Annotated in this window: 24 protein-coding genes and 1 tRNA gene; 8 read left to right on the top strand and 17 right to left on the bottom strand. The window is 41.0% G+C overall.

Features of this window, described 5'->3' with window-relative positions:
• Window positions 1–213: 213 nt before the first annotated feature.
• Window positions 214–837: a hypothetical protein gene (locus tag A11Q_RS00530; RefSeq protein ID WP_015468818.1), complete on the bottom strand. Its 624-nt coding sequence runs from the start codon at window positions 835–837 to the stop codon at window positions 214–216.
• Window positions 838–962: 125 nt separating this feature from the next.
• Here A11Q_RS00530 and A11Q_RS00525 point away from each other — a divergent pair, with 125 nt between their 5' ends.
• Complete coding sequence (locus A11Q_RS00525; RefSeq protein WP_015468817.1) at window positions 963–1,781, top strand: TIGR02147 family protein; 819 nt, start codon at window positions 963–965, stop codon at window positions 1,779–1,781.
• 200 nt (window positions 1,782–1,981) lie between these two features.
• Here the strand turns inward: A11Q_RS00525 and A11Q_RS00520 are convergent, their stop codons facing one another.
• The 8 genes from A11Q_RS00520 to A11Q_RS00490 form a co-directional block, all read right to left on the bottom strand.
• Window positions 1,982–2,680 (bottom strand): hypothetical protein, encoded by a 699-nt coding sequence (locus tag A11Q_RS00520; protein WP_015468816.1) that lies wholly within the window; start codon window positions 2,678–2,680, stop codon window positions 1,982–1,984.
• Window positions 2,681–2,688: 8 nt separating this feature from the next.
• The gene (locus A11Q_RS00515) at window positions 2,689–3,603 is read right to left on the bottom strand and encodes an HAD family hydrolase (RefSeq protein WP_015468815.1); all 915 of its coding nucleotides are present in this window, start codon (window positions 3,601–3,603) and stop codon (window positions 2,689–2,691) included.
• Between the two features lie 3 nt (window positions 3,604–3,606).
• Window positions 3,607–3,774 carry a hypothetical protein gene (locus tag A11Q_RS13830; protein WP_015468814.1) on the bottom strand — a complete coding sequence of 56 codons (168 nt, stop codon included), beginning with the start codon at window positions 3,772–3,774 and terminating at the stop codon, window positions 3,607–3,609.
• A gap of 134 nt (window positions 3,775–3,908) precedes the next feature.
• Window positions 3,909–4,829, bottom strand: a complete 921-nt coding sequence (locus tag A11Q_RS00510; RefSeq protein ID WP_015468813.1) for a DUF2971 domain-containing protein — start codon at window positions 4,827–4,829, stop codon at window positions 3,909–3,911.
• 3 nt (window positions 4,830–4,832) lie between these two features.
• On the bottom strand, window positions 4,833–5,543 hold the full coding sequence (locus A11Q_RS00505) for a nitroreductase family protein (RefSeq protein ID WP_015468812.1): 711 nt from the start codon (window positions 5,541–5,543) through the stop codon (window positions 4,833–4,835).
• Window positions 5,540–6,133: a 7-cyano-7-deazaguanine synthase gene (locus tag A11Q_RS00500; RefSeq protein ID WP_015468811.1), complete on the bottom strand. Its 594-nt coding sequence runs from the start codon at window positions 6,131–6,133 to the stop codon at window positions 5,540–5,542. The genes A11Q_RS00505 and A11Q_RS00500 overlap by 4 nt, the downstream gene beginning before the upstream one ends.
• Before the next feature lie 3 nt (window positions 6,134–6,136).
• Window positions 6,137–7,309 carry a PfkB family carbohydrate kinase gene (locus A11Q_RS00495; RefSeq protein WP_015468810.1) on the bottom strand — a complete coding sequence of 391 codons (1,173 nt, stop codon included), beginning with the start codon at window positions 7,307–7,309 and terminating at the stop codon, window positions 6,137–6,139.
• The gene (locus tag A11Q_RS00490; protein ID WP_015468809.1) at window positions 7,306–7,644 is read right to left on the bottom strand and encodes a hypothetical protein; all 339 of its coding nucleotides are present in this window, start codon (window positions 7,642–7,644) and stop codon (window positions 7,306–7,308) included. The genes A11Q_RS00495 and A11Q_RS00490 overlap by 4 nt, the downstream gene beginning before the upstream one ends.
• Before the next feature lie 103 nt (window positions 7,645–7,747).
• Here A11Q_RS00490 and A11Q_RS00485 point away from each other — a divergent pair, with 103 nt between their 5' ends.
• A complete protein-coding gene (locus A11Q_RS00485; protein WP_015468808.1) occupies window positions 7,748–7,996 on the top strand; it encodes a helix-turn-helix transcriptional regulator in 249 nt (82 codons plus the stop codon).
• Complete coding sequence (locus tag A11Q_RS13215; protein WP_015468807.1) at window positions 7,996–8,760, top strand: 8-oxoguanine DNA glycosylase; 765 nt, start codon at window positions 7,996–7,998, stop codon at window positions 8,758–8,760. The genes A11Q_RS00485 and A11Q_RS13215 overlap by 1 nt, the downstream gene beginning before the upstream one ends.
• On the opposite strand, the gene A11Q_RS00475 is transcribed toward A11Q_RS13215, so the two are convergent.
• Window positions 8,757–8,981: a helix-turn-helix domain-containing protein gene (locus A11Q_RS00475; protein ID WP_015468806.1), complete on the bottom strand. Its 225-nt coding sequence runs from the start codon at window positions 8,979–8,981 to the stop codon at window positions 8,757–8,759. The two genes, A11Q_RS13215 and A11Q_RS00475, sit on opposite strands and share 4 nt — an antisense overlap.
• A gap of 128 nt (window positions 8,982–9,109) precedes the next feature.
• Between A11Q_RS00475 and A11Q_RS00470 the strand changes: the two genes are divergently transcribed.
• The 3 genes from A11Q_RS00470 to A11Q_RS00460 all read left to right on the top strand — a co-directional run bounded on the left by A11Q_RS00470 (window position 9,110) and on the right by A11Q_RS00460 (window position 12,361).
• On the top strand, window positions 9,110–9,418 hold the full coding sequence (locus A11Q_RS00470) for a hypothetical protein (RefSeq protein WP_015468805.1): 309 nt from the start codon (window positions 9,110–9,112) through the stop codon (window positions 9,416–9,418).
• Between the two features lie 230 nt (window positions 9,419–9,648).
• Window positions 9,649–10,401 (top strand): hypothetical protein, encoded by a 753-nt coding sequence (locus A11Q_RS00465; RefSeq protein ID WP_148284907.1) that lies wholly within the window; start codon window positions 9,649–9,651, stop codon window positions 10,399–10,401.
• 463 nt (window positions 10,402–10,864) lie between these two features.
• The gene (locus A11Q_RS00460; protein ID WP_148284906.1) at window positions 10,865–12,361 is read left to right on the top strand and encodes a hypothetical protein; all 1,497 of its coding nucleotides are present in this window, start codon (window positions 10,865–10,867) and stop codon (window positions 12,359–12,361) included.
• Here the strand turns inward: A11Q_RS00460 and A11Q_RS00455 are convergent.
• Both A11Q_RS00455 and A11Q_RS00450 read right to left on the bottom strand, forming a co-directional pair.
• Window positions 12,358–12,927 carry a peroxiredoxin gene (locus tag A11Q_RS00455; protein ID WP_015468801.1) on the bottom strand — a complete coding sequence of 190 codons (570 nt, stop codon included), beginning with the start codon at window positions 12,925–12,927 and terminating at the stop codon, window positions 12,358–12,360. The genes A11Q_RS00460 and A11Q_RS00455 overlap by 4 nt on opposite strands.
• Before the next feature lie 53 nt (window positions 12,928–12,980).
• Window positions 12,981–13,070, bottom strand: a tRNA-Ser gene (locus A11Q_RS00450).
• A 231-nt stretch (window positions 13,071–13,301) separates the two neighbouring features.
• Here A11Q_RS00450 and A11Q_RS00445 point away from each other — a divergent pair.
• Entirely contained in the window at window positions 13,302–13,655 is a 354-nt protein-coding gene (locus A11Q_RS00445) for a hypothetical protein (protein ID WP_015468800.1), read from the top strand.
• 50 nt (window positions 13,656–13,705) lie between these two features.
• On the opposite strand, the gene serS is transcribed toward A11Q_RS00445, so the two are convergent.
• The 3 genes from serS to A11Q_RS00430 all read right to left on the bottom strand — a co-directional run bounded on the left by serS (window position 13,706) and on the right by A11Q_RS00430 (window position 18,383).
• Window positions 13,706–14,998, bottom strand: coding sequence for a serine--tRNA ligase (gene serS / locus A11Q_RS00440; RefSeq protein ID WP_015468799.1), 1,293 nt, complete (start codon window positions 14,996–14,998; stop codon window positions 13,706–13,708).
• A gap of 98 nt (window positions 14,999–15,096) precedes the next feature.
• Window positions 15,097–15,405 carry a hypothetical protein gene (locus tag A11Q_RS00435; protein ID WP_015468798.1) on the bottom strand — a complete coding sequence of 103 codons (309 nt, stop codon included), beginning with the start codon at window positions 15,403–15,405 and terminating at the stop codon, window positions 15,097–15,099.
• The gene (locus A11Q_RS00430) at window positions 15,402–18,383 is read right to left on the bottom strand and encodes a tetratricopeptide repeat protein (protein ID WP_015468797.1); all 2,982 of its coding nucleotides are present in this window, start codon (window positions 18,381–18,383) and stop codon (window positions 15,402–15,404) included. Before A11Q_RS00430 ends, A11Q_RS00435 begins: the two co-directional genes overlap by 4 nt.
• Before the next feature lie 640 nt (window positions 18,384–19,023).
• Here A11Q_RS00430 and A11Q_RS00425 point away from each other — a divergent pair.
• On the top strand, window positions 19,024–19,344 hold the full coding sequence (locus A11Q_RS00425; protein WP_015468796.1) for a hypothetical protein: 321 nt from the start codon (window positions 19,024–19,026) through the stop codon (window positions 19,342–19,344).
• 27 nt (window positions 19,345–19,371) lie between these two features.
• Here A11Q_RS00425 and murA read toward each other — a convergent pair whose 3' ends face one another.
• Window positions 19,372–20,625, bottom strand: coding sequence for a UDP-N-acetylglucosamine 1-carboxyvinyltransferase (gene murA / locus A11Q_RS00420; RefSeq protein WP_015468795.1), 1,254 nt, complete (start codon window positions 20,623–20,625; stop codon window positions 19,372–19,374).
• Between the two features lie 71 nt (window positions 20,626–20,696).
• Window positions 20,697–21,590, bottom strand: a complete 894-nt coding sequence (gene prmC / locus A11Q_RS00415; protein ID WP_015468794.1) for a peptide chain release factor N(5)-glutamine methyltransferase — start codon at window positions 21,588–21,590, stop codon at window positions 20,697–20,699.
• Window positions 21,591–21,593: the final 3 nt, after the last annotated feature.

Here is a 21,593-nt window from a genome sequence, read left to right as displayed (position 1 = left end):
CGTAACCTCCAAACGATCCCAACAGACAAGTCCTAGAGAAAAACAACAAGGTGTCTACGTTTTTTACACACGCCAAATTGCGCTGAAAAACATGTCCCTTTTCACTCTGTATGTGGCCTATCGTTGAAGATAGGCTGTTTAAACTCGTCTTTTATGATTAAAGCAAAATCTGTTCTTATTTTTCAGAGACAGATTCAAAATTTCTTAACAAAATTACTTCTGACGTCGAGCTAATAACTCTGTGTATTCTTGCTCTGTGATTTTCTGGTATTGGCATGTATCGGTGGCGCCAAAGCCTCGGTATTCATGCAATTGTAAGCGATCTTGTTGGCGACCATATATTTGTGCACTTGTCGCGCGCGTTGTTAGGCTGATAATTCCTCGAACTAGTTTTTCCGAGTATTTTACTTCATTTTCAGACTCTTCATACGCATCTATTTTTGTCGGACCTGCCAGTTCTTCTATTCCCTCTTTTGTGACATGAAGTCTTGGTTTGCTGACGTAACTGCGCACAGGGATTCCGGTGTATTGTTCTGTTTCTGTAAACTGCCCCTCAATAAAGGGATAACCTAAATAAGAGTAGTTCTGCTTCATCACGATAACTTGTAGGTTTCCCTGTTCGTCATGCTGTTGATAAACCTTCATCACCCCTTCGACCTGATTGCAGCGAGAAAAAGCCGCGACCTCTTTTACAGGAAAGCGCGAGCTGGGGATGAGTTTGTAATATCCATTGATTTTGCTGCTGGCCCCAACGGATCCTTTTGCCTGTGCGACTGTACAGAATCCCAAAGCAAACGTTAAAAGAAGGGTGGCTTTTTTTAGAGTATTTGTTTTCATTGTGATCTCCTTAAACGCTTTATAGCGCCATGCGTCTTAAGTTGATACATCAATTTTATAAAAAACATCTAAATTAATTTAGTTTTATTAAAGTTAAGATATTTGTTCTATAATATTAAGTAGTTATGAATATATTCGATTTCGATAATTATAAGGATTTTTTTAATTCTTGGATCAAAAGCCAACCCAATCGAGGTCGCGGTTTACTGAGCCAACTGGCCAAGGCATTACAAGTAAACACCACACTGATGTCGTTAATCTTCAAAGGCAATTCGCATTTAACTCAAGAGCAAGCCATCGTCACGGCTCAGTTCTTGGGGCTGATGCCACTGCAAAGCGATTACTTTATCCAACTGGTTAATCTAGAGCGAACCGCACGACCGCAAGCCCGCCAGTACATTCAGCAAAAACTTTCCGACATAAAACAACAGGCTGAAAATCTTCAATCACGACTGAACGCCAAGTCAGAACTAGAAACTTCTGACTACGCCCAGTTTTTCAGTCATTGGATTTACACAGCATTGTTTTTACAAGTGGCCATTCATGAAAAAATCGAACGCGCTCAACTGTCTAAAATCTTTAACTGTGACAACGCCTTGGTGCATGAAGCGATTGAATTCTTAGTGCAAACATCTGTTCTGTCAGAGGCTAATGGGTTTCTTTCTATGGGAGTGACACAAATCTACATCGGCCAACAGTCCCAGTTTTTACGAAATCATTTATCCAACTGGAGGCAACGTTCTATAGAAGTAATTCAAAACAACAGTTTGAAAGAAAATATTTTTTACAGTTGTCCGATTGTGCTGAGCCAAAGCGATGCCCAACTGATCGCCGAGAAAATCCGAACCTTAATCGAAGACTTCAATAAAATTGCCGGTCCTTCAAAATCAGAAAAGCTCATGTGCCTGAATGTGGATTGGTTTTCTTTAGGGAAGTCAGAATAGGCTTAAGCAAGAAGCCGGAATGGCAGAAAGTGAGCGATTCCTTTAAGCCCAGCTTAAAATTTCACCAGTATTATCAAGTATTAACGAGATTCCGTAAGAATTCAAAGAACTTACATTAAACCTAACCCAAGACAGCTTGTGATCTATTGTTAAGCAGTTTTAGTACTTTTTGTGGATTTTACCACGTTTTGTCCACGCCTCTATTTAACTAATATGGGCATTAGCTCATGTTTTTCTAACAGCGCAAAAGCTTCAGAATAGTATAACAAAAATGCGCCGCCTGAGATGTGTAGCTGACAGAGCACAGTTCCTGCCTTTTCATTAAAACTATCTTCATTATTCAGAAATATTGTCCTTCCCTCACCTTCAATAAATTTAGTTTTATAAGAGATTCCACGATAGTTAGGGTGGCTAAGCTCACAGGCAATATTGTAATTATAACGGATAACCTTTTCTTCAAGGCCATGCCCTTTTAGTACTTTATCTGCTGCATCGACCATATTCATGACATTTATTGGATCAATTTCTAGTCCGTCATCATTTTGTTTGCTACCAAACTTAAGTTTATATAAAACTTCTGCAACTTTGTTAAAATCAACTTCTTTTGCATAATACCTTTTTAAATTATTTAAAAAGTAACCCAAGCTCGCTGTGGTTTCTAGGTGTGCTCTGGATAATACTGCTAACGATATAAATTTCTTTTTTTCAATCATATCTATTGAGTCTTCCAATAAATCCTGCGAACGACCTAACAGTCTAAGTAATAAAAGTATTCCGTTAGCGCCAAACCTTTTTTGAGGATCTCGGCTATATTTGGCTTCATCCGTATAAACATGCTCTTTAACTAAAAAAGCTTTATGTTTTTCAATATAGTTTTGAATTTCTTTTTGATAAAGCATAGCGACGACTAATTCTTGGAAAAATCCTGCGCTTTGTATTTTTCTAAAATTTGATGGCAACGCGCAGAAATTACTTTATCAAGATCAGATCCCGACGAATAATCGGCAGGAACAATGGCATCGCATCTACTTTCTGAGCTCATTTGATTTAGTCTTGCCTTAATTTTCTTTGAATCGCCTTCTGGGTTATAAACTACGATTCCGTAGCCGCCTCTATCTCGTGTAAGAGATAATGCAGGAACATCTGTAGGGCCATCACCAATATAAATCAAATTTTCAAAGGAACACCAAAGCTGATCTTCTTTAACTCTTGAATTAACAGCTTCTGCCTTTTGAAGAAATACACCTTTAGATATCTCAAATAAGGCACGAGTTTTCATCGTCTGATCCATACAAAAAACGGGGACATTAACAACCACGTCTTTTCCGTCTTTATCTTTCTTAGTTCCTTTATAACGACAACCCCAAGTACCTCTTACAACACCCGCAGGCACGATTTCATCAATGTATTCCTTAAGACCAGCAGAAACTATAAAATGACTGATTTCCAATTTGTGTTTATTAAACTCAGGGTCATTACTCAAATCCTTTAGCTTTTTTAACAGCTCAACAGCATTTGGAAAAAGTTTGACTAATCCAGCTTGGTCTTTAAAAAAATCTTTTTCTAAGGCGATGTCCTTAACATCAGCCATTGTTGCAAGCGTGTGCATCCAAGTCGGTGCCTCTGACGCAAGAATCTTCTCCCAATTGTCTTTAGAATCTAAACCACATAAGGCTTTCATCTGAGCCCAAAAAACTTCTTCAAAATCCCCATTAATGGGATCGGAATATAAGTGTCTAATAATTTCAGTTGTGGAGTCTTGAGGAGTTAATGTTTTATCAAAATCCCAAACGATAGCTATATTTCTGGTTTCGTTTTGCACAAATTATTTAGTAATTGCTGATTTCCACTGATCGGAAACAACAAACTTACCCGTTTGAGAATCGAATTTTACTGGCGGCTCAAAACGAATTAATTTTTGAGTAGGACTTTTTGTTTGAGGTTGTTTTTGAGTAACTTCAACAGTTTTAGGTTCTTTATTTTTAACTGACATCTGGCCCCCTATTAACAGAATTATTATGTCTGCTTATATGTTTCAATTTAAAAATGTGCATAAAGCATGTGCATCTAGACTTTTGACTAAGCAGTGGGCAATCAAAAGACTTCGGCGCCCTATTAATATAAGTTCTAGAAAAGCCTCTTTAGTTTTAAAGAAAACATGTCTTGATTTTTAACTGCTTGGAAAACTTCCGTTTTAGGCAATAGTTTTTTTATTATTTCCGATAGAGCAGTCCTTTTATCTTCAGGCATTCTGCAGCCGAAATAAATAGCTGCAATTTCTTCAGGCTTGTATTTCTCGTATATATAATTAGCACCCTTAAAATCATCTTTTTTTACAATATGCCGCCATTCGTTTTCGTATGACCAGCACTGTCCTTTTGTTAAAAAACTCTGCCCAATGCGTTTTCCTATATCTTTTTGGTCGCCGAATAGATCAGATATTTTCAAAGAAGGAATTTCGTGATTATAGGAAACTTCTGCTGCTTCACACAACGAGCTAAGATCGGCCTCATTCTGGATACATGAAATTTTTATCACGACTCCTGTGTGACCCTGAGTATAATGAGACCACATCAATGGGTCATTTCCATTTTTTGTTACACAAAAAATGAACATTGCATCCATAGCACTTGCTAAGTTTTTATTAATTGGTTTTAAAGCCTCAAATAACTGTGAGTGATCACCTTCATTTATGAGCTTATGAACTTTTTCCTCAATTTCAGGAAGAGTGAGACGTTCACGCTGAGAAATTAAAGTGTCATAAACCCCTTTGTACATAGGATTACTCTTATGCTTTTCGCTAATTACTCCATTTTTTGCGTCTTCGTATGCTAATTTGTATATTTCACCAATTTCACCTTGAGCATCGTATGGGCGCAATAGCTCGAATTGCATGTCAAAAGGATCATTAAATATTTTCGTAGATGAATATCTGAAATGACCGCCAAGTAGGAGGTCATGAAAACCTTCAAGCGTTAAGTACTTATAAAAATGCTCATGGTGATGTTTTTTTGTTTTTTTCGGTTTTTCTACAACTACGTCTTGCATTTTTTACCTCTCTGCGACTCCTAAAGCTAACCCACCAGTAATCCAAACATCTTCTTTTTTTAAACCAAGAATATTTGCATTTTGAAACTCAAAAGAAAAACCTAACTGGCATGACTCAAGTTCATGTTGTTGTGCAATGCCTGAAATTGTTGAAAACATATTTCCTGTGTCTCTCCATATCAAGCCCAAGCCATTTTTGTATCGAGACAAGGTTCTCTCAAGAATAGCGACCGATAATAGCACAACAGGCGGAGCAGGGTTTTCTAATAACTTTGCTGATAAAGAAAAAATGTGCTCAGTAAAACCAACAGGCGCATCTAACTTACAAAGAGTAATTTTATAGGGGTCAAAGTACCATAATCCATTTTCTAGATCTTTCATGCCTTCAGTAAGACATAGTAATTCCAACGGATGCCTACCTCCCGCAGACGGATATGGCCTTAAGGTTTTCAAATAGTTTGTTTCAGTCACGACAGAATCTTGTACACGACATGAATGATATAAAATTGATCTTAATTTTTTGCATTCAAAAGAGTTAAGTCGTCTTTGTGATCTTCTCTGTGGTTTAGTGTTCAGAGAAATGGGCTCACATTCAATTATTAAATCACTGCCTACTGATAGTGTTTGAGGTGGAACAGCAATATAATTCTCATCAATTTCGATTGAAAAATTTTCTTTTAAAAATTTAAACAGTTTTTGATCATCCAACTTCAATACTCAATTCCTAAAATCCTTAGGACAGCTAGGTGTTTAATGCATCCTTCACAAACACCACAAGGAAAATTACTTATATGGCATGAGTGTGTAATTAAAAGAAGATCTTTTGGAATTTCAGATATTTTTACTAATTCCTCAGTCCTTAACTCGATTGCAGGAGTATCAACTATTAGCTCGCCTTCTTGAGATTGCAGCAATGATGATATTTGCTGAAAAAATAAAGGTCTGCCGTCTGCATGGAATTTATCTGTACTGACGCTGCCAAAATATAATTTTTTTACCCCTAATTCCACTGCTCGTGCAGCAGCCATAGTAATTAGAAGCTGGTTTCTAAACGGCCACCACTCTTTTGCTGGAGCTATACTAAGTGCGTCCCGTGATGCTAAAGAGCCAGAACCTATGGATTTGCAATCAATCGAAATTTTACTAAATTCGGCTCCTATCCTATCTGCAACATTTCGAGCACACGACTCTTCAGCATCAGCAGGTGTTTGTCCATAGTTTATAAAAATGGCTACATCAGGTTTTTTCCACCAAGCAATTGCTGACGAGTCGATGCCACCAGACAGCACAACGGCAGTACGCATAAATTAAGAGCCCGCCCAGATTGATTGATAAATTGCTGTAGACAAGTCGTTGTAAATAGGAATTCCTGAACCTCTTAACATTTTTAAGTCTGTGTGATTAGGATTTTCACAGTATCCCACTACGCTTATGCCCTTAGCTATTGCATAGCCAACTTCAAAAATGGTTCCTGAGTCTAACCCGTCCAATAGAGCGAGAACGGAGCTACACTTATCCACCCCGTCTAAATCTAGCTTAGCTACTTCGTCCCCGCCACGCCCAACTTCATGTAAAGGAGAAAAAACCTCAGCGCCAAGATTTTGAATTCCAGCCTTAGCTGCTTCAATCATCCAATTTTGGCCTAAATTAAAAAACGGTCCCGCAAGATAAATTTTCGCTTTAGCATTCACTAACTCGATGCTTTTCATCTCAATATTTTTAATCGTTAGTAAATGAAAAATATCTGGGTTTTCGGTCCATGTAGAAACAGCTTTAGATGCAAACACAGCTGCTGCAACAGGATTCATTTTTTTCTTCATCCAGCCCAGAGAAAAAAATGCGCTAAAAATGTCTCCTGAACCTATTGGATAAATGGACTTGCTTGGAAAAACACCTATCCATTTTTTTTCTTTTTTTGTAGCAACATAGGCTCCTTGTGCGCCGCACTTAATAACTACAACTTCAGCATTGTAGTTTTTAAAAATTTCTACAGCCGATTTTTCTATTTTATCATTCCCTGTTAATTCTCTAGCCTCGTGTTTATTCAGCACAACTGCGAAACTGCTACATTGAAACTGTTGTCTGTCTATCTTTGTGTTTTTTGGATTTTGAGGATCAAGAACGATTTTTTCTGCTTTTATTGTGGTATCAGCCTCAATCATTCCAAAACATAAAACTTCTTTGCCTGAAACTTTCAAATGAACTTTGTCTGGGCCAATTCCATATATATGCGGTTTATCTAACGGAGTGAAATAACTAAACCCCATAGGATCAGGTCTTTTTTCTAAACTGAGCTTAATACCATATCCCGCTGTAATAGCGTTCAATTCTTGTTGTTCAACCTCTGCCGCCGCAGTCACAAACTGAAGATTTTTAATGTGATGCGAAAGCGCACAAGCTGCTTTTAATCCAGAACCATATAAATTATTTCGTTTCGGATATTTACATAACTCTCTGTATGTTCCTCCAACAACGATCATTTGGTTTTGCCCTTTCTAGCTACTAATACTGGACGAACCTCAACTGTAACTACTAGCCCATTAATGCTTTGAACAACTGCTACATAGTCATAGCCGTCATCCATGCAGCTCAATAAGTTAGGAAGCCTATGCATAATTGCACCCGCTACGCTATGATGTACGTGCTCAGCAACAACAGCTCCAGCTGTAGTTTTTTGTAAGCCTAATTTATCTTGTGGCTTTAGTTGCTTAACAACCGCTGGCACTGGTGAGTGCAACACCGCTGTAAACACTAAATTTTCACATAGTACTGGGGGTGCTGGTGAATGATCATAACCGCCTCCGCCGCCGCTCATAGAAACCTCCTTAAAGTTTTAGAAATCATATTATATTGAAATCAGTTTAACAAAGCACTTTACTTTAGTATTTATGTAATGTATTACCAGTAACATATTATTTATGCGCAAAGATTTTGCATCCGATAGGAAAATACAAAGTGAGAATTTTCGAGAGCTTTTAAAAAAAAGGCGTCTTGAGTTGGGGCTAACGCAGGCTCAATTGGCTGAGAGAATTAGTATCACTGTTGATATGGTTCGCGCCATAGAGGGTGGCAGAAGCTGCAACCCGAGCTTTTTTTTAGCCGTCGATATTTTTAAAGCACTTGAGCTAGATCTGGGCGAAACGATAAAGTTATGGGCAGGAAAATAATGAAAAGCACTTCCACATCTAAATTGGTATCGAGACATAAAAGCTTTGTTGAGCTAAATATTCCAAACTATCCTTCAACTATTAAGTTAAAAGTCGGAAAAGACATAAATTTCGGTTCTGCCGCATATTGGATTTATCAATGGCATAGCAATCCTGAAAAAATCCAGAAAACAGGTCGATCTCTGTCACAAGAAATTCTAGCTTGTATGTTAGGTGGATACGGCATTACGGGAGAGCTTTCCAACGCATACTACGAAAAAATCACTTCTCAAGTTTCAGACTTGAGTTCACTAAACAGTTCCACTCTTGAAGCAATTTTAAGAAGTCCTGTTTTAATAAATGGACGCAACGTCAAATATCGCTATCCAACACAAAAGGCTCGCCAAATTTCAGCTGCTCTAAATGAGGCGTCTGCCAAACATTGGGAAAATTTAGCGCCGCTCGCATTGCGAGAATCATTATTAAATTTAACAGGTATAGGGTTAAAAACTGCTTCTTGGATTGTTCGTAACTACACAGCTTCAGATGAGGTGGCAATAATAGATATTCACCTTCATCGCGCTGGCGTACTTGCTGGATTTTTTCTTCCTGAGTGGACTCCCACAAAGCACTACAAGCTAATGGAATCAGCATTTATTAGTTTTTCAAAGAAATTTAATCTGTCTGCTAGCGGATTAGATTTGCTAATTTGGAACCACATGAGAATTCGTAAATTTACTCATGAGCATCTAAACAGTTTCATGCCAAAAACCCAATACAATTAATCTTTAAATAGGGTTTGAGGGTCTATTTTAAAAACTTCGCAAATTTTAAAAATAGTGGCTAGGGTCACGTTTTTTCCTGACTCTATCTTTTGAAGGTGTTGCCAATTGGACCACCCGTAGTCTTCCGTTTGTTCTAACGTCCAGCCCTTGGCTTCCCTGATCGACCTGACTCGCATACCAAACTCTTTTAGTTTTTTATCATATTTTGCATCTTGCTTCATCAGCCCAGATTGATGTATACATATTATAATATGTAAGCACGATAGTATGTATTTTGAGGGAATTTTCATTTTGATATTTTTGGTTGCGCAGCCTGAAACGTGTTTACCTCCCAAATAAGGAGCGAAAAATGAGAAACAATACCCGCCGTGACTTTATAGATACCTTGTTAAAGGCCAGTGCCGCTGGTTTGTTTTTTATGAATCCTTTACGAGCTTTCGCCACAAGTTCATCCAAAGATTCTGTATCGTCCCCCAATCCAAATCAAAAAAACTTTTATGCAGATGTTCTTAAAGACATCGAAGAAAGTCAGATCCTTTCTAAAGACGATCTCTTTGTCAGGGAATACGATGAGTTTCTTCTGGCTGCTGGCTGTGGTTCTCATTGCTATACAAAAGGTGATGACTGCTGGGGGCCACCAGACTGTAAAAAGAAATAGCTCAGAAGATGAACCCCGACAGCCTAAATTCGTTTGAATCAGTTTATTCCCATCAAGAGCATCTACTTGTAAGCCTTACCGGAACAAGACAACTTCTTTGTCTTGGTACACCAACCAGACCTTTAAATACACCTTTTGATGAGGCTGTTCTTGCCGCCCATTTGATTTATCAACGGGCAAACTCCAAGGAGGTCGTTTTATGTTTGAGCGGCGGGCTAGACAGCGAATGCATGCTGACGACTTTTATTGCGGCCAATATTCCCTTTAAGGTTTGTATTTTAGATTTTGAAAATAACCTAAATGCTCACGACACTAATACAGCAAAAGAGATTTGCCGTCGTCATCAAATCATACCCGAGATCAAAACCATTGATATTATAGATTTTTACGAAAGCCCTCGGTTTCTAGAATACGCCAAGGCTTCATCCTGTAGCTCACCTCAAGTGGTCGTCCATTGCTATTTAGCAGACCAGATCAACGGGGTCCCTGTTTTCGGCGGAGACTTCTTTTACTTTCATAATGAACTGGTCTATTTCAACAAACCACCTAACAGTATTCAACTGCCCCATTACAAAGATTTTGCAATAGACCGCTTTCTAAGAAGACATGGTCGCTTCGGCGTAGGTCATTTTTTAAACTACACTTCCGAGCTTATTCATTCTTTTCTACAGTATACACGAGCCGCACGCAGCCACACCTATGATAATTCTTCTATAACAACCAGATATGATTTCAAACAGGCGATTTATCGTGATGGGGGATTTCAATTTGCTCAATATCCTGAGCGCACATTCAAACAGACCGGCTTTGAAAAGGTCAAAGACGTCTTCGCTGAAAAAAATAAAGATGGTTGGGCCTATGAAAAACTTTATAGATATCCTTTAGAGCAGCTGTATGGAAAGACTGAAAAGGTTTTTTTAGTTTTAAAAAAAGATAACCATTTTATGGCGAAGCTTCTGAAAGAAATGGCTGACGTCAAGTGATAGGACTTATTTTAGTAGATTCTTTAAGTTCTATTAACAACTCTATCGCAGAGCAAGTCGCTTGTAAGTTGTATGATAGAGGACAACGAGTCTTTTTTACTTCTCACATTCAACTAAGTCCTTTGATGGAAAATCTTTCTTCTTACCTCCAAATACCAGCGACTTCATTTCATCCCACAGACGCATTAGACCTTTCTTGTATATCTCCTCTCTGGATAGACCAATTTTCGTATATTATAAATTGCACCCACAATTCAGATCTTGTTTTTTCTTGGCTCCCTCAATTTATTCACTTTTACTCATTACCCACTTCTCCACTTAAAGAGAAACTGCCAGATTGGTTAAATCAAATTGTATCGGAATCTGACGTGCGTATCAGAGCTCCATTTTCACCATCATGAATTTATCGAACAGTCTGTGGAATTCTAATATCTTAGATGTCTATGTTTTCGCGAACCAGAGGATGAATTCTCGCTATGGGTGGTTAGAAAAACGATCCGATTCATCAAAAGATATCGAGCCATTAGGATTTTTACCTCTCGTAGATGTAGTGCAAAATAAATTCCCTCTTTCGGGACAAGCTCCTGTCTGGATTTTATCTGAAACCGCGATTTCAAAGCTACAGATTCATGTGGAATATTTGGGTGACTTAATTTTTATGCAAAAATCTTTTGGTGGAATTTATGTGAGTTGCCACTATCTCGATGATGAGCGCAAATACATTTTAACACAAAAACTCGGTCCGCCCCATCGATATGATTATCAACAGATGCTTTCCTCAGGCCGGACCGTATTGGTACGGCCTCATACAAAGAAAACCCCGCCATTCTGTTTGAAGTTTTGTGGTCAAACTGTCGCACGGCTCGAACAAAAGGCCGATCGTCACTTAAAGTACCCCACTATTCAAAGCACAGTCGCGGCGAACTCTGTGATGCGCTCTAAATCTATACTAAAAGAAAACAGTGCTCTATATTTTAAGTTAACACCCGATCATGCTGATCTTTTGGTTATTTATAGGCAATTTCCCGAAGTTGAAGTCTTTGCTCCGCAGGATCTGTATCTGCCCTTATTTGCTGTTCTGTCAAAGTTGAGCCCCTCTTTACGCAGTAGCTTTTTGGGGAATTATTCAAATGAGCCTTTCCGGTGGTTACAGACTGAATTAGTACCGCAAATGGCTCATCTACTTTGGTTACCATTTGAACTGAGTGGTCATCACCTTGAGATTCATCAACAGAATATCAATTTACTGATGCGCGATGGCTCCATCCTTGAAGTTTTTTATCAAGATAGCTGCGACGTTTTAGAAGATATTTTTTATCAATTTTTTCGCTTGCGCTTGCCGCCAGATGTAGTTGGTCTTAAAAGAAAAAGTAGTTTTCCTGCTGTAGGCGAATACTCTTCTCAATCCGAACAGTCTTTTAATTCTAATATTTCATTCTGGTATCGTTACTTTCTGCGTGATTTCGGGCTGTACGCTCAATCTATTAATGTCAATTTACTTCAGGAGACGACACAAAAAGTAGACTTTTTTCTTTTGCTTTTAGAAGAGATTCGTCCCAAGTTAAAAAGCTATTTACTTCACAACTCTTTACAGATCGAAGCCCAAAATCTACATGAATTCACAGTAACCGAGACTTGTGACGATCTTTTTATGTTTCTAGCCGCCGCACGCGATTTGATTTTAAAGGCGACGGCTTTACAAATGAGACGACAGCTCACTTGTGCTTTAGAAAATATAGATTCTTTTTACTCACGCTGTTTAGACCCAAACTCAATTTATCTTTACACTTACGGAGTCGACAAAAAGATCATCAATTCGATGTTAAATAGTCGCCTTTATAGCTCTGTCATTTTGCCGCAAGTACTTTATAAAGCCCAAGTATTGATGCTTCAGAAACTAGATGATCCGAGTGAAGTTCATTTAGTAGCACATATGGATTTAGAAGGCCCCAGATTTTAGCGACAAGTGTTCAGCCAACTCAGAACTTCTTCGGCGTTTTTATCTGGTGGAAAAACTGGATAGAAAACTTTTTGAATTTTTCCCTCTTTAATAAAGAAGGCCATTCTCTTGATCAGACGCTCACCTTCAAAATCGAAGGTCGGTAAATTTAATTGCTCTGTCAGCAAGTATTGATGGTCACTTAAAATCGGAAAAGTAATGTGATTGCGCTCGACAAACTCTTTTTGAACTAGCGGCGACTGAATACTTAAACCAAATACCTGTACACCTAATTTATCGAACTCTGCGATAAGGTCTCGAAAGCTGCATGACTGCGGAGTGCATCCTCGCGCTCCGGGTATTGAATCCCAAAGCTCAGGATTTGTATTGGGCTCTAAAGGACTTCCCGCGCGAGGATAAATAAAAAGAACCGTGGGTTTTTGAAAAGCTTCCCAGAGGTTGAGTTGATTTTCTTTAGTCGATGTTAACTGAATTTTCGGAATTGAAAGACCTGTTAGATGCTTTGCTTTTCCATCATCAATAGGTTGAGGAAGATCTTTTGGTAACTCATTTAGATTTTGTCGCATAAAATCCAAAAACTAATTTTATTGTTATATTTGTAGATGAGGTAAAGAAGAGGTGGCGGAAAGTGAGGGATTCGAACCCTCGAGCCCCGCGAAGGGCTGCCAGTTTTCAAGACTGGTGTATTCAACCGCTCTACCAACTTTCCGTTGTTAGTTTTATTGGATTTGAGATTCCGATTCAACGAGTTTTCTATTGTCGCACCGCTTCTTCTGGACCTTCAGTCCTACCTAACCCCTTAAAATCACTCTGGCTTGTCAGTTTCCACACAACGAGTGTTCACATGGTGATGACTTGCTTGTCTCAAGGGCACCCCTGAGCCTCTACGCAGGACCTTAGTCGCTCTTTTCCCCTATTAGCTTTCTTCCGATGGATCTGCATGAACAGACTTATTTTAGCAATTTTATTTTCTGCATTGGTCCCATTCACTTCTGCAATAGCTAGCGACGGTGCTTTAGTAGACTTAACTCTAACCGCTACCGTTATGTCGGATAGTGAAAAGGCCACTGATCCTTGCTACAAGTTGGCGCGCGCCGGAGAACACACGGGCGATGAAGCGCGCGAAATGGGATATCCTCACGTGTGGATCCCTGGACGCACAACAACTCATACATGGAGAATCACAGAGTTCGACTCAGGTATGAAATGCGAAGTCTTTATTGGTGGCCACGATGCTCAACGCAATTCCAACAAAATCGGATGCAGTTGTTCTGGGCGCCTGCGCGTTCACTAAAGTTATCTCTTTAAGAGCCAAATCGTCTATATCGCCGGATAAGGTACGGCCTACATTTCCGTTTTGCCGCCCATGTAGTTTTGTAGAGCTTTCGGGATGGCGACCGAGCCATCTTCGCGTTGGTAGTTTTCTAAGATAGCGACCAACGTACGACCCACAGCTAAACCGCTGCCGTTCAAGGTGTGAACGAACTGTGGCTTACCGCCATCTTTCGGTTTGAAACGGATGTTCGCACGGCGCGCTTGGAAATCTTCGAAATTCGAGCATGAGCTGATTTCACGATAAGCATTTTGACCCGGAAGCCAAACTTCCAAATCGTAGGTCTTCGCCGATCCAAAACCCATATCACCTGTACACAAAAGCATTTTGCGATACGGCAGCTCTAATAATTGTAAAATCTTTTCGGCGTGTGACGTCAGTTGTTCGTGCACTTCATAAGACTGTGATGGATGACAGAACGTCATCAATTCCACCTTGTTGAACTGATGCTGACGGATCAAACCCTTCGTATCTTTACCATAGCTTCCAGCCTCTGAACGGAAACACGGAGAGTACGCACAGAACGACTGCGGCAGATCCGCTTCATTCAATGTCTCGTCGTTGTAGTAATTCGTCACTGGTACTTCCGCTGTGGGAATCAAGTAGTAGTCCGTGTTATCCAAGTGAAACACATCTTCTTTGAATTTCGGAAACTGTCCAGTACCCGTCAAGCTTTTGCTATTCACGATAAATGGCGGAATCATTTCGGTGTACCCGTGCTGAGTCGACTGCACATCCATCATAAACTGAATCAGCGCGCGCTCCATCTGAGCCGCTGCACCTTTTAAGAAAGTAAAACGTGCACCTGTCGTTTTTCCGGCGCGGTCAAAGTCGATGATTCCCAGTTTTTCACCGATTTCGAAATGCTCTTTTGCTTTGAAAGAGAACTTCGTCGGCTCACCAACAACAGCTACGATTTTATTATCGTGCTCAGACTTACCAACCGGCACAGAGCTGTGTGGTTTGTTCGGAATTGTCATCAACAGCTCTTGCACTTCTGCATCAACAGCTGTGGCATTTTGTTCAAGATCTTTTACTTTTTGTTTTAACTGCTCAACTTCCGCCAGCACGGCAGAGGCATCGCCACCTTCGCGTTTCAATTTGCCGACTTCAGCACTCAATTTGTTTTGCTTCGCTTTTTCCGTTTCGGCCTGAGTCAAAGCTTCACGACGTTTCGCGCCCAACGACATGATTTTTTCTAAAACTTCTGTGGAAGCACCACGATTGATCAGACCCTGTTTGTAGTCTTCGTAATAGTTTTGACCATTTTCTGCTTTTCGTTCCAGTTGTTTTAAATCAATCACGGGATCTCCAGTTCATAGGATTGGTTCATTTTTAGTGAGTAATAAAATCTTTAAAAGCTCTCGCCTTGTTTCCTTGCCGAGATGCTTAACCGAGACTCTTACGGCGCCAACATGATATACATCCGCAAGGAGGCCGCAATCAAGACGCAGATGATATCAAAGATAAAAATTTGCAGCACTGTCAGTGGGCGCAAAAGACGATAGATAATCGCCGTGAAGAATGTCGTAAAAAACACCAACATTAAGGTTCCACTTTGCATGAAGACCTGAATGATAATGGCCAACACCATCCCAACAAAAAATCCAGAAACCAAACGTAAAAGGCGCTGAGCATAAGTTACAGAGGCGTTTTTGGCTCCGTGCTGCACATTTGTCGAAAGATTTTTAAGGTTGTCTGTTAGGTTCAAGGTTGTTCTCCCATTTGGCGAATACGTCCTTCGACAGTGGTTCTATCAGGGGCATTCGGAGATAATGATAAATATCTTCTGAAATATTGTACAGCCTGAACTCGACCACCATTTTTTCTTTCATAGATATAGCCTAGCTCGCGGTAGATGTCGGCAAAGCCGGACTCTTTCTGCGCGGCAATATTTAACATGTCCTCAGCGATGTCGATCGAGTCACTCATACGATAACAGGTGGAAGCCCGCACATAGAGCTCGGCACTGGATGGACGCATACGTGTCGCTGCCGAGTACTCGACGGCACACTCTTTATACTGCTGACGGCGGAAGAAGATTTCGGCGGCCAGAATATAGGAATCCGCTATGTTAGGGTTGCGAGTTTTTTCTTCTTTGATCATCTCGATGGCTTTGTCGTAATCACCTAATTCCATGTAGCACTTGGCCATAAGGAATGAAACTTTCGGGAAGTCAGGATTGATCTTCTTAACCAACAACAACTTGGTTAAAGCCTGTTGCATTTTTGCACGCACTTCATTGCCCGCCGCTGTTTCAACTAACAGTCGCGCATTGGCCACCATAGGCTCTACATCTGAAGGATCTAACACCGATGTGATATTGTAATACTTCTGAGCCAAATCCGGCTTATTTAAAATACGATAGGCTTCAGCCAACCCTAAGCTGGCACGTTTACTTTTCGGGTCAATGCTAACCACTTCTTCATACACCTTCGAAGAATCTAAGAACTTTTCGCTATCCCGATAGAACTCAGCCAAAGCGATACGATAATCTAATGTGTACGGAAACGCTTTGATCATTTCTTTTAGATAGTTCTGACCCCGTGTCGGTCCATCGGTAGCGCTAAGAACTTTCGCCCACGTGATCTGTGATTCAGGCCATGAAGGCTCTAAATCCACCGCACGACCAGCATAGCGCTGCGCCGCCGTTTTAGAAGCCTCTTTACGATCCAAATCTTGCTGACGTGTGGCTGGAGCATTTACATAAAAATAAATATGGGCCTGCGCTAATAAAGTTAATAGCTCCACATCGGCGCTGTACAGTTTCACTGCGCGCTCACCATATTGAATGGCGCCCATCATATTGTTTTTTCTAAACTCTAACAGAGCCTGTGCTTTTAAGACTTCATGATTTTGTGGGAAAGCTCGCGACGCTTTTTGCAGAGTCTTAGCCGCCTCGAGGAAATTGTACTTTTGTGATTCATAGTCAGATTTTAAAACGTATGCAGGTAAAAGCTTCGGATCGGCTTCGATACTTTTATCCAACCATAAGATCGCATCACGAGTCTGATTCATCAACCAAAGAGCCCGCGCCGCTTTGTAGGCCGCTAAACCGTTTTTCGTGTCGAGCTCGAAGGCCGTTTTGTACTGAGCCTGCGCTACCATGTAATCGCCATTACGGAAAAATTGATCCCCAATTAACATGATTTCAGATTGGGCGTTTTCTACTTTTTCATCCCCACCCAGTGAAACCACCATCTCTTTTAAACCACGATGACTCGGACTCAGGCGATAACCTTCTTGTGCGGCCTCTAATGCTTTTTTATTTTCGTTTTTTTCCATCAGAAGTTGCGCGTAATTTTGCAAAGCTTCTGTGGCAAAATCTTTTGGCAATACTTGTTTTAAACGAAACCCGTTGGTGTAAAAGGTGTAGGCTTTTTCAGGATTACGAAGACCTTTGTTTTCAACTAAACCCAAACCAAATAGCGCCGCTTTGGATTCTTTGTTGAACTCGTACATTTGTTCATACTGAGTGCGAGCTTCTTCATACTTATTTTGTTTGAACAACATTCTGGCCAAACCAAATCGGGCAATCATCCACTGTGGCCACAATTTCATCGCTTGTTCGTAATAGGCCGCCGCATTGACTGTTGTTCCTTCAGCTTCCAGCATTTGCGCCTTCATCAAATATAAGAATGGCCCTAAACTAAATTTTTCTTCTGTTTGGTTATCCAGAGTTTTTTCCACAAGACTTCGCGCTTCGCGCCCACGCCCCAGAACTGATAAGTACACAGCCTGACAGCTATTCGAATAGTTTGAAATTGCGTTCAGCGTTCGCGCCATCTGAGTCACGACCATAACACTGCGAATATCGCCTTCGATTGTCTGACGCGTGTACGGCCATAGCTGTTCGTAAATCATACACAACAATCCCATTGCCTCGAGGTCTTTTGGAGCACCTTCAACGGCGCGGACCATATCCTGTTGTGCCACTAGAATTTGTTCATAGATACCACTCTGCAGTGCACGTACAGCTTTAACTTTAAGATTGCGAACTTCTGTTTCTTCTAAAGCCTCAGCTCCTTTTTTCGGAGCGTACAGAGCCCAACCTTTTTTCTCGGTTTGATTTTCTGGCCACAATAAATAAATCACGGCGCAGACGGCGACGATACACAGTAAGATAAAAGGCAAAAGTTTGCCCATTTCTTTTTGCTTCAGATCTTCTAGATCGCTCATCTGAATTTCTAAGTTCTGATCGCGATTGGCGATCATCTCGGCACCTGGGTTGACCGGAATCGACTGCACCTGCGGCATCAGTTCCGTTCTGGCTAAGCTGCGATTACGACGGGATTTTTCAGGTTTATTTTCTTCGTCTTTGTCTTTATTGAGTTCTTTTTCCAAAAACTCTTTTAAGTCATCGCTGGTTTTTAACTCAGGAATTGGCGGCATTTCATCCGCCGCAACAGGAGCCACTTCAACCGCTTTCACAACGGTTTCCGCCTCCATCTTCTGTGTTTTTTTATTGTCGACTTCAACAGGATTTTCTAACGACTCAAGAAGTGCATCATAAAATTCAGGCTGCTTCGTTAAAGCTTTCCATTCACCTTCCGGATAAGCACAAATTTCTTCGTTACCCGAAAAGACTCCTTGTAGAATCATTTTAATCACGGCGTCGGTCGAATAGGGACCCTTCACCTGATCAGATTGAATCTTGATGACCCATTGGCCACCGGAGTTATCACTCATAGCTTTTACTTCACCTCATGTTCTTAACTTCTCTATTATAGTTAAGTCTGCTACGCCCGTGCAGCCTTAGTGTGCTGAAAGTTCCAACTCATGACCAAGGTCCACGCTTGGAACCACTCTCGGTTCCAAGTTGGAACCGAAAATCTGCCGTAACGGCTTGAAAATACTCTGTTTTTCAGGATATGGCTTTTGAAAGTTGGCACACCTGTTGCTATTGTACTGTCTTATGATGAGATGGATTATCGGCAGCTACATCGTTCTTGTTCTTGTTTTGTCAGCAAAAGCCGGTGCGAAATCTGATCGTTTCGTAGATGTTTTAAATTATTCGTCAGAGGCCCCTTAAACTTTTGAAAGTTCAGGACCCCCTCCCAGAATTCAAATGGGCCCCGACGGATAATGTACTGATTCAAAATTGAAACTTTGTTAGTAATAACAAAACGTTTTAGAGCCTCAATCCTGGCCCCTCCTAGATTGAGGCTTTTTTTATTCCCGAACCCCCACTTTTTACCGACTACAACTTTGACAGCTCAGTAGCTATTACAGCTTACTATCCGATTTCGGGGTTCCGTATTGATTTACTTATAAGGCCTTTGCTAACACTGACTCACTTATCTATTTACTTATTTTTAGAGGAGTTATTATGAAGTTCACACTTGCAGGTCTTTGTTTGATGTTTTCTTTTATCGCCCATGCTCAGACATCAGCGCCAGTGGTTTGTTATGACGAAGCTGCAGGAAGAAATCTATTAGCTTCACAAAAAGTAACTCTTTGTGCGGGCGCGGTTTCAAATGCTCCTGTGATTTGCTTTGATGAGGCCAGTGGTCGCAACTTAGATGCTCGTCAAAAGGTAGCCTTGTGTTCCGGTGCGACCTCTAACGATCCTATTAAATGCTTTGATGATTCTTATGGACGTAATCTTATTGCCGAACAAAAAGTAGAGCTTTGCCAAACTCGTCGCTAAGCTCTACCGAATCTACAGATAATTTTACTAGTGAGCTCTGCGGACTTTCGCACCTAACGCAGATAACTTCGTTTCTAAACCTTCGTAGCCACGGTCTAAGTGATAAATACGGCCGACTGTGGTTTCACCTTTAGCAATCAAACCCGCTAATACCAATGAGGCACTGGCACGCAAATCTGTCGCCATAACCGGAGCCGCAGTTAAGCCATCTGGTTTTCCACGCACAACGGCGACCTGTGATTTCGGAGTGATGTCTGCACCTAGGCGCATTAACTCATTCACGTGCATAAAGCGATTTTCAAAAACTGTTTCTGTGATCACGCTCGTGCCGCGAGCCACTGTCATCAAAGCCATAAACTGCGCTTGTAAGTCTGTGGGGAACAGTGGATGTGGAGCTGTCGTGATATCAACCGCTTCCCATGTTTTCGTCGCAAAAACTTTGATACTATTAGCAGTCGTTTCAATTTTAAAACCACTCTCGCGCATTTTTAAAATCAACGCTTCTAAGTCATGTGGCTGACAGTGAGTGACCTCTACCTCTCCGGAAGTGATCGCACCTGCAATCAAAAGTGTTCCCGCTTCAATTCTGTCTGGCATAATACTATGACGTGCTGGAGTTAATTTATCTACACCCTCAATGCGCATCACACTCGTGCCATGGCCTGTGATTTTGGCTCCCATCTTGTTCAGATAGTTCGCTAGATCCACGATCTCTGGCTCTTTGGCGGCATTTTCAATGATCGTCACACCTTCTGCTAAAGTGGCGGCCATCATTAAATTCTCTGTACCGCCCACAGTTGTTTTTTCAAAAAAAACTGTGCCGCCTTTTAGTTTTTTTGCCTTCGCTAATACGTAACCATCTTTCAATTCAATTTCAGCACCCAGTTGTTTCATAGCATCTAAGTGCAAATCAATCGGACGTGTTCCGATCGCACAGCCACCTGGAAGTGAAACGACAGCTTCACCATATTTTGCTAAGATCGGACCCAAACACAAAATGCTCGCGCGCATTTTTCTAACAAGATCGTAGTGAGCTTCAAATGATTTTAATTTTGTTACATGAACTTTGAACGAGTGACCTTCGCGATGACTGTCACAACCTAAGCTCTGTAAAAGTTCCGCTGTAGATTCAATGTCTTTAAGAAGTGGAACGTTATCAAAGTGATGTTCGCCTTCCGCTAATAATGTTGAAAACAAAATTGGAAGAGCGGAATTCTTTGCTCCGCTAGCTGCAACTTGGCCATTAAGCTGGTAACCACCTGTGATCAACATTTTATCCATATAAATTCCTTTTAAGAGTGCCAGGCCCTGTTTACGGACACATTGCGTCCGTAAACAGGGCCTGGCACCAACTAATTATTAAGCGCTTTGATGATGCGATCAAGGCCTGACAAATCTTTTAAGACTTGGACATTGGCAAAGCTCGCCAGCCCTTCGAAGTGGGCCTGCATGCGTAGACCCTGCGTGTAGCCCATTTCAAAGAGCATCAATCCACCTGCGTTTAATGCGGGCTGATAGTGGCTCGACCACTGCTCTAAAGCACTGAAACCCGCATCTGGCGCAAATAAGGCCGAAGCCGGTTCAAACTTGCGTACATTTTCTTCTGTCTGTTGGTCATCAGAGGCAATGTACGGAGGGTTCGCCACAATCACATCGAATTTTTGGCCAGATAACGGACCAGATAACTGGTTGGATAACTGAGCATCTAGAGCATCGGCCAGTATCAGTTGCGAGCGATCCGATAAACCCAAAAGCTCTTGGTTTTGTTTTAAATAGGAAAAAGCTTCCGGTGATTTTTCTACACTGATCAAAGTGGCCGTAGGGTGGTTTTTTAAAATTGAGAATCCGATACAGCCCGTTCCTGCACCTAGATCTAAAATTCGCGGCGGATTATTTTCAGTGAAGTGCTCGGCTTTTGTCTTTAGAAACTCTAGCGCCTCTTCCACGATCATTTCCGTTTCAGGGCGAGGAATTAAAACCCCAGCGCCGACTTTGAACATTTCTCCGTAGAAGCCACGTTCACCCAGAATATAGGCCACGGGCTCACCTTGCGAGCGGCGACGAACCACTTCACGACAAGCTGTGACTTCGGCTTCGCTGAGTGGCTGTTCGTATTTTAAATAGATTTGCAGACGATCAAACTTCAGCGCAGCAGAGATCAACAGCTCGGCATCTAACCGCGCTGTTTCGATTTTCTTTTCTTTAAAGAACTGAACTGATTTTTCAAAGACGTCTTTAAGTTTCATTTC

This window comes from Pseudobdellovibrio exovorus JSS (assembly GCF_000348725.1).
GTDB classification, from domain to species: Bacteria; Bdellovibrionota; Bdellovibrionia; order Bdellovibrionales; family Bdellovibrionaceae; genus Pseudobdellovibrio; species Pseudobdellovibrio exovorus.
The sequence above is the reverse complement of the archived record's forward strand: the minus strand, read 5'-3'. Positions and strand labels throughout refer to the sequence as shown.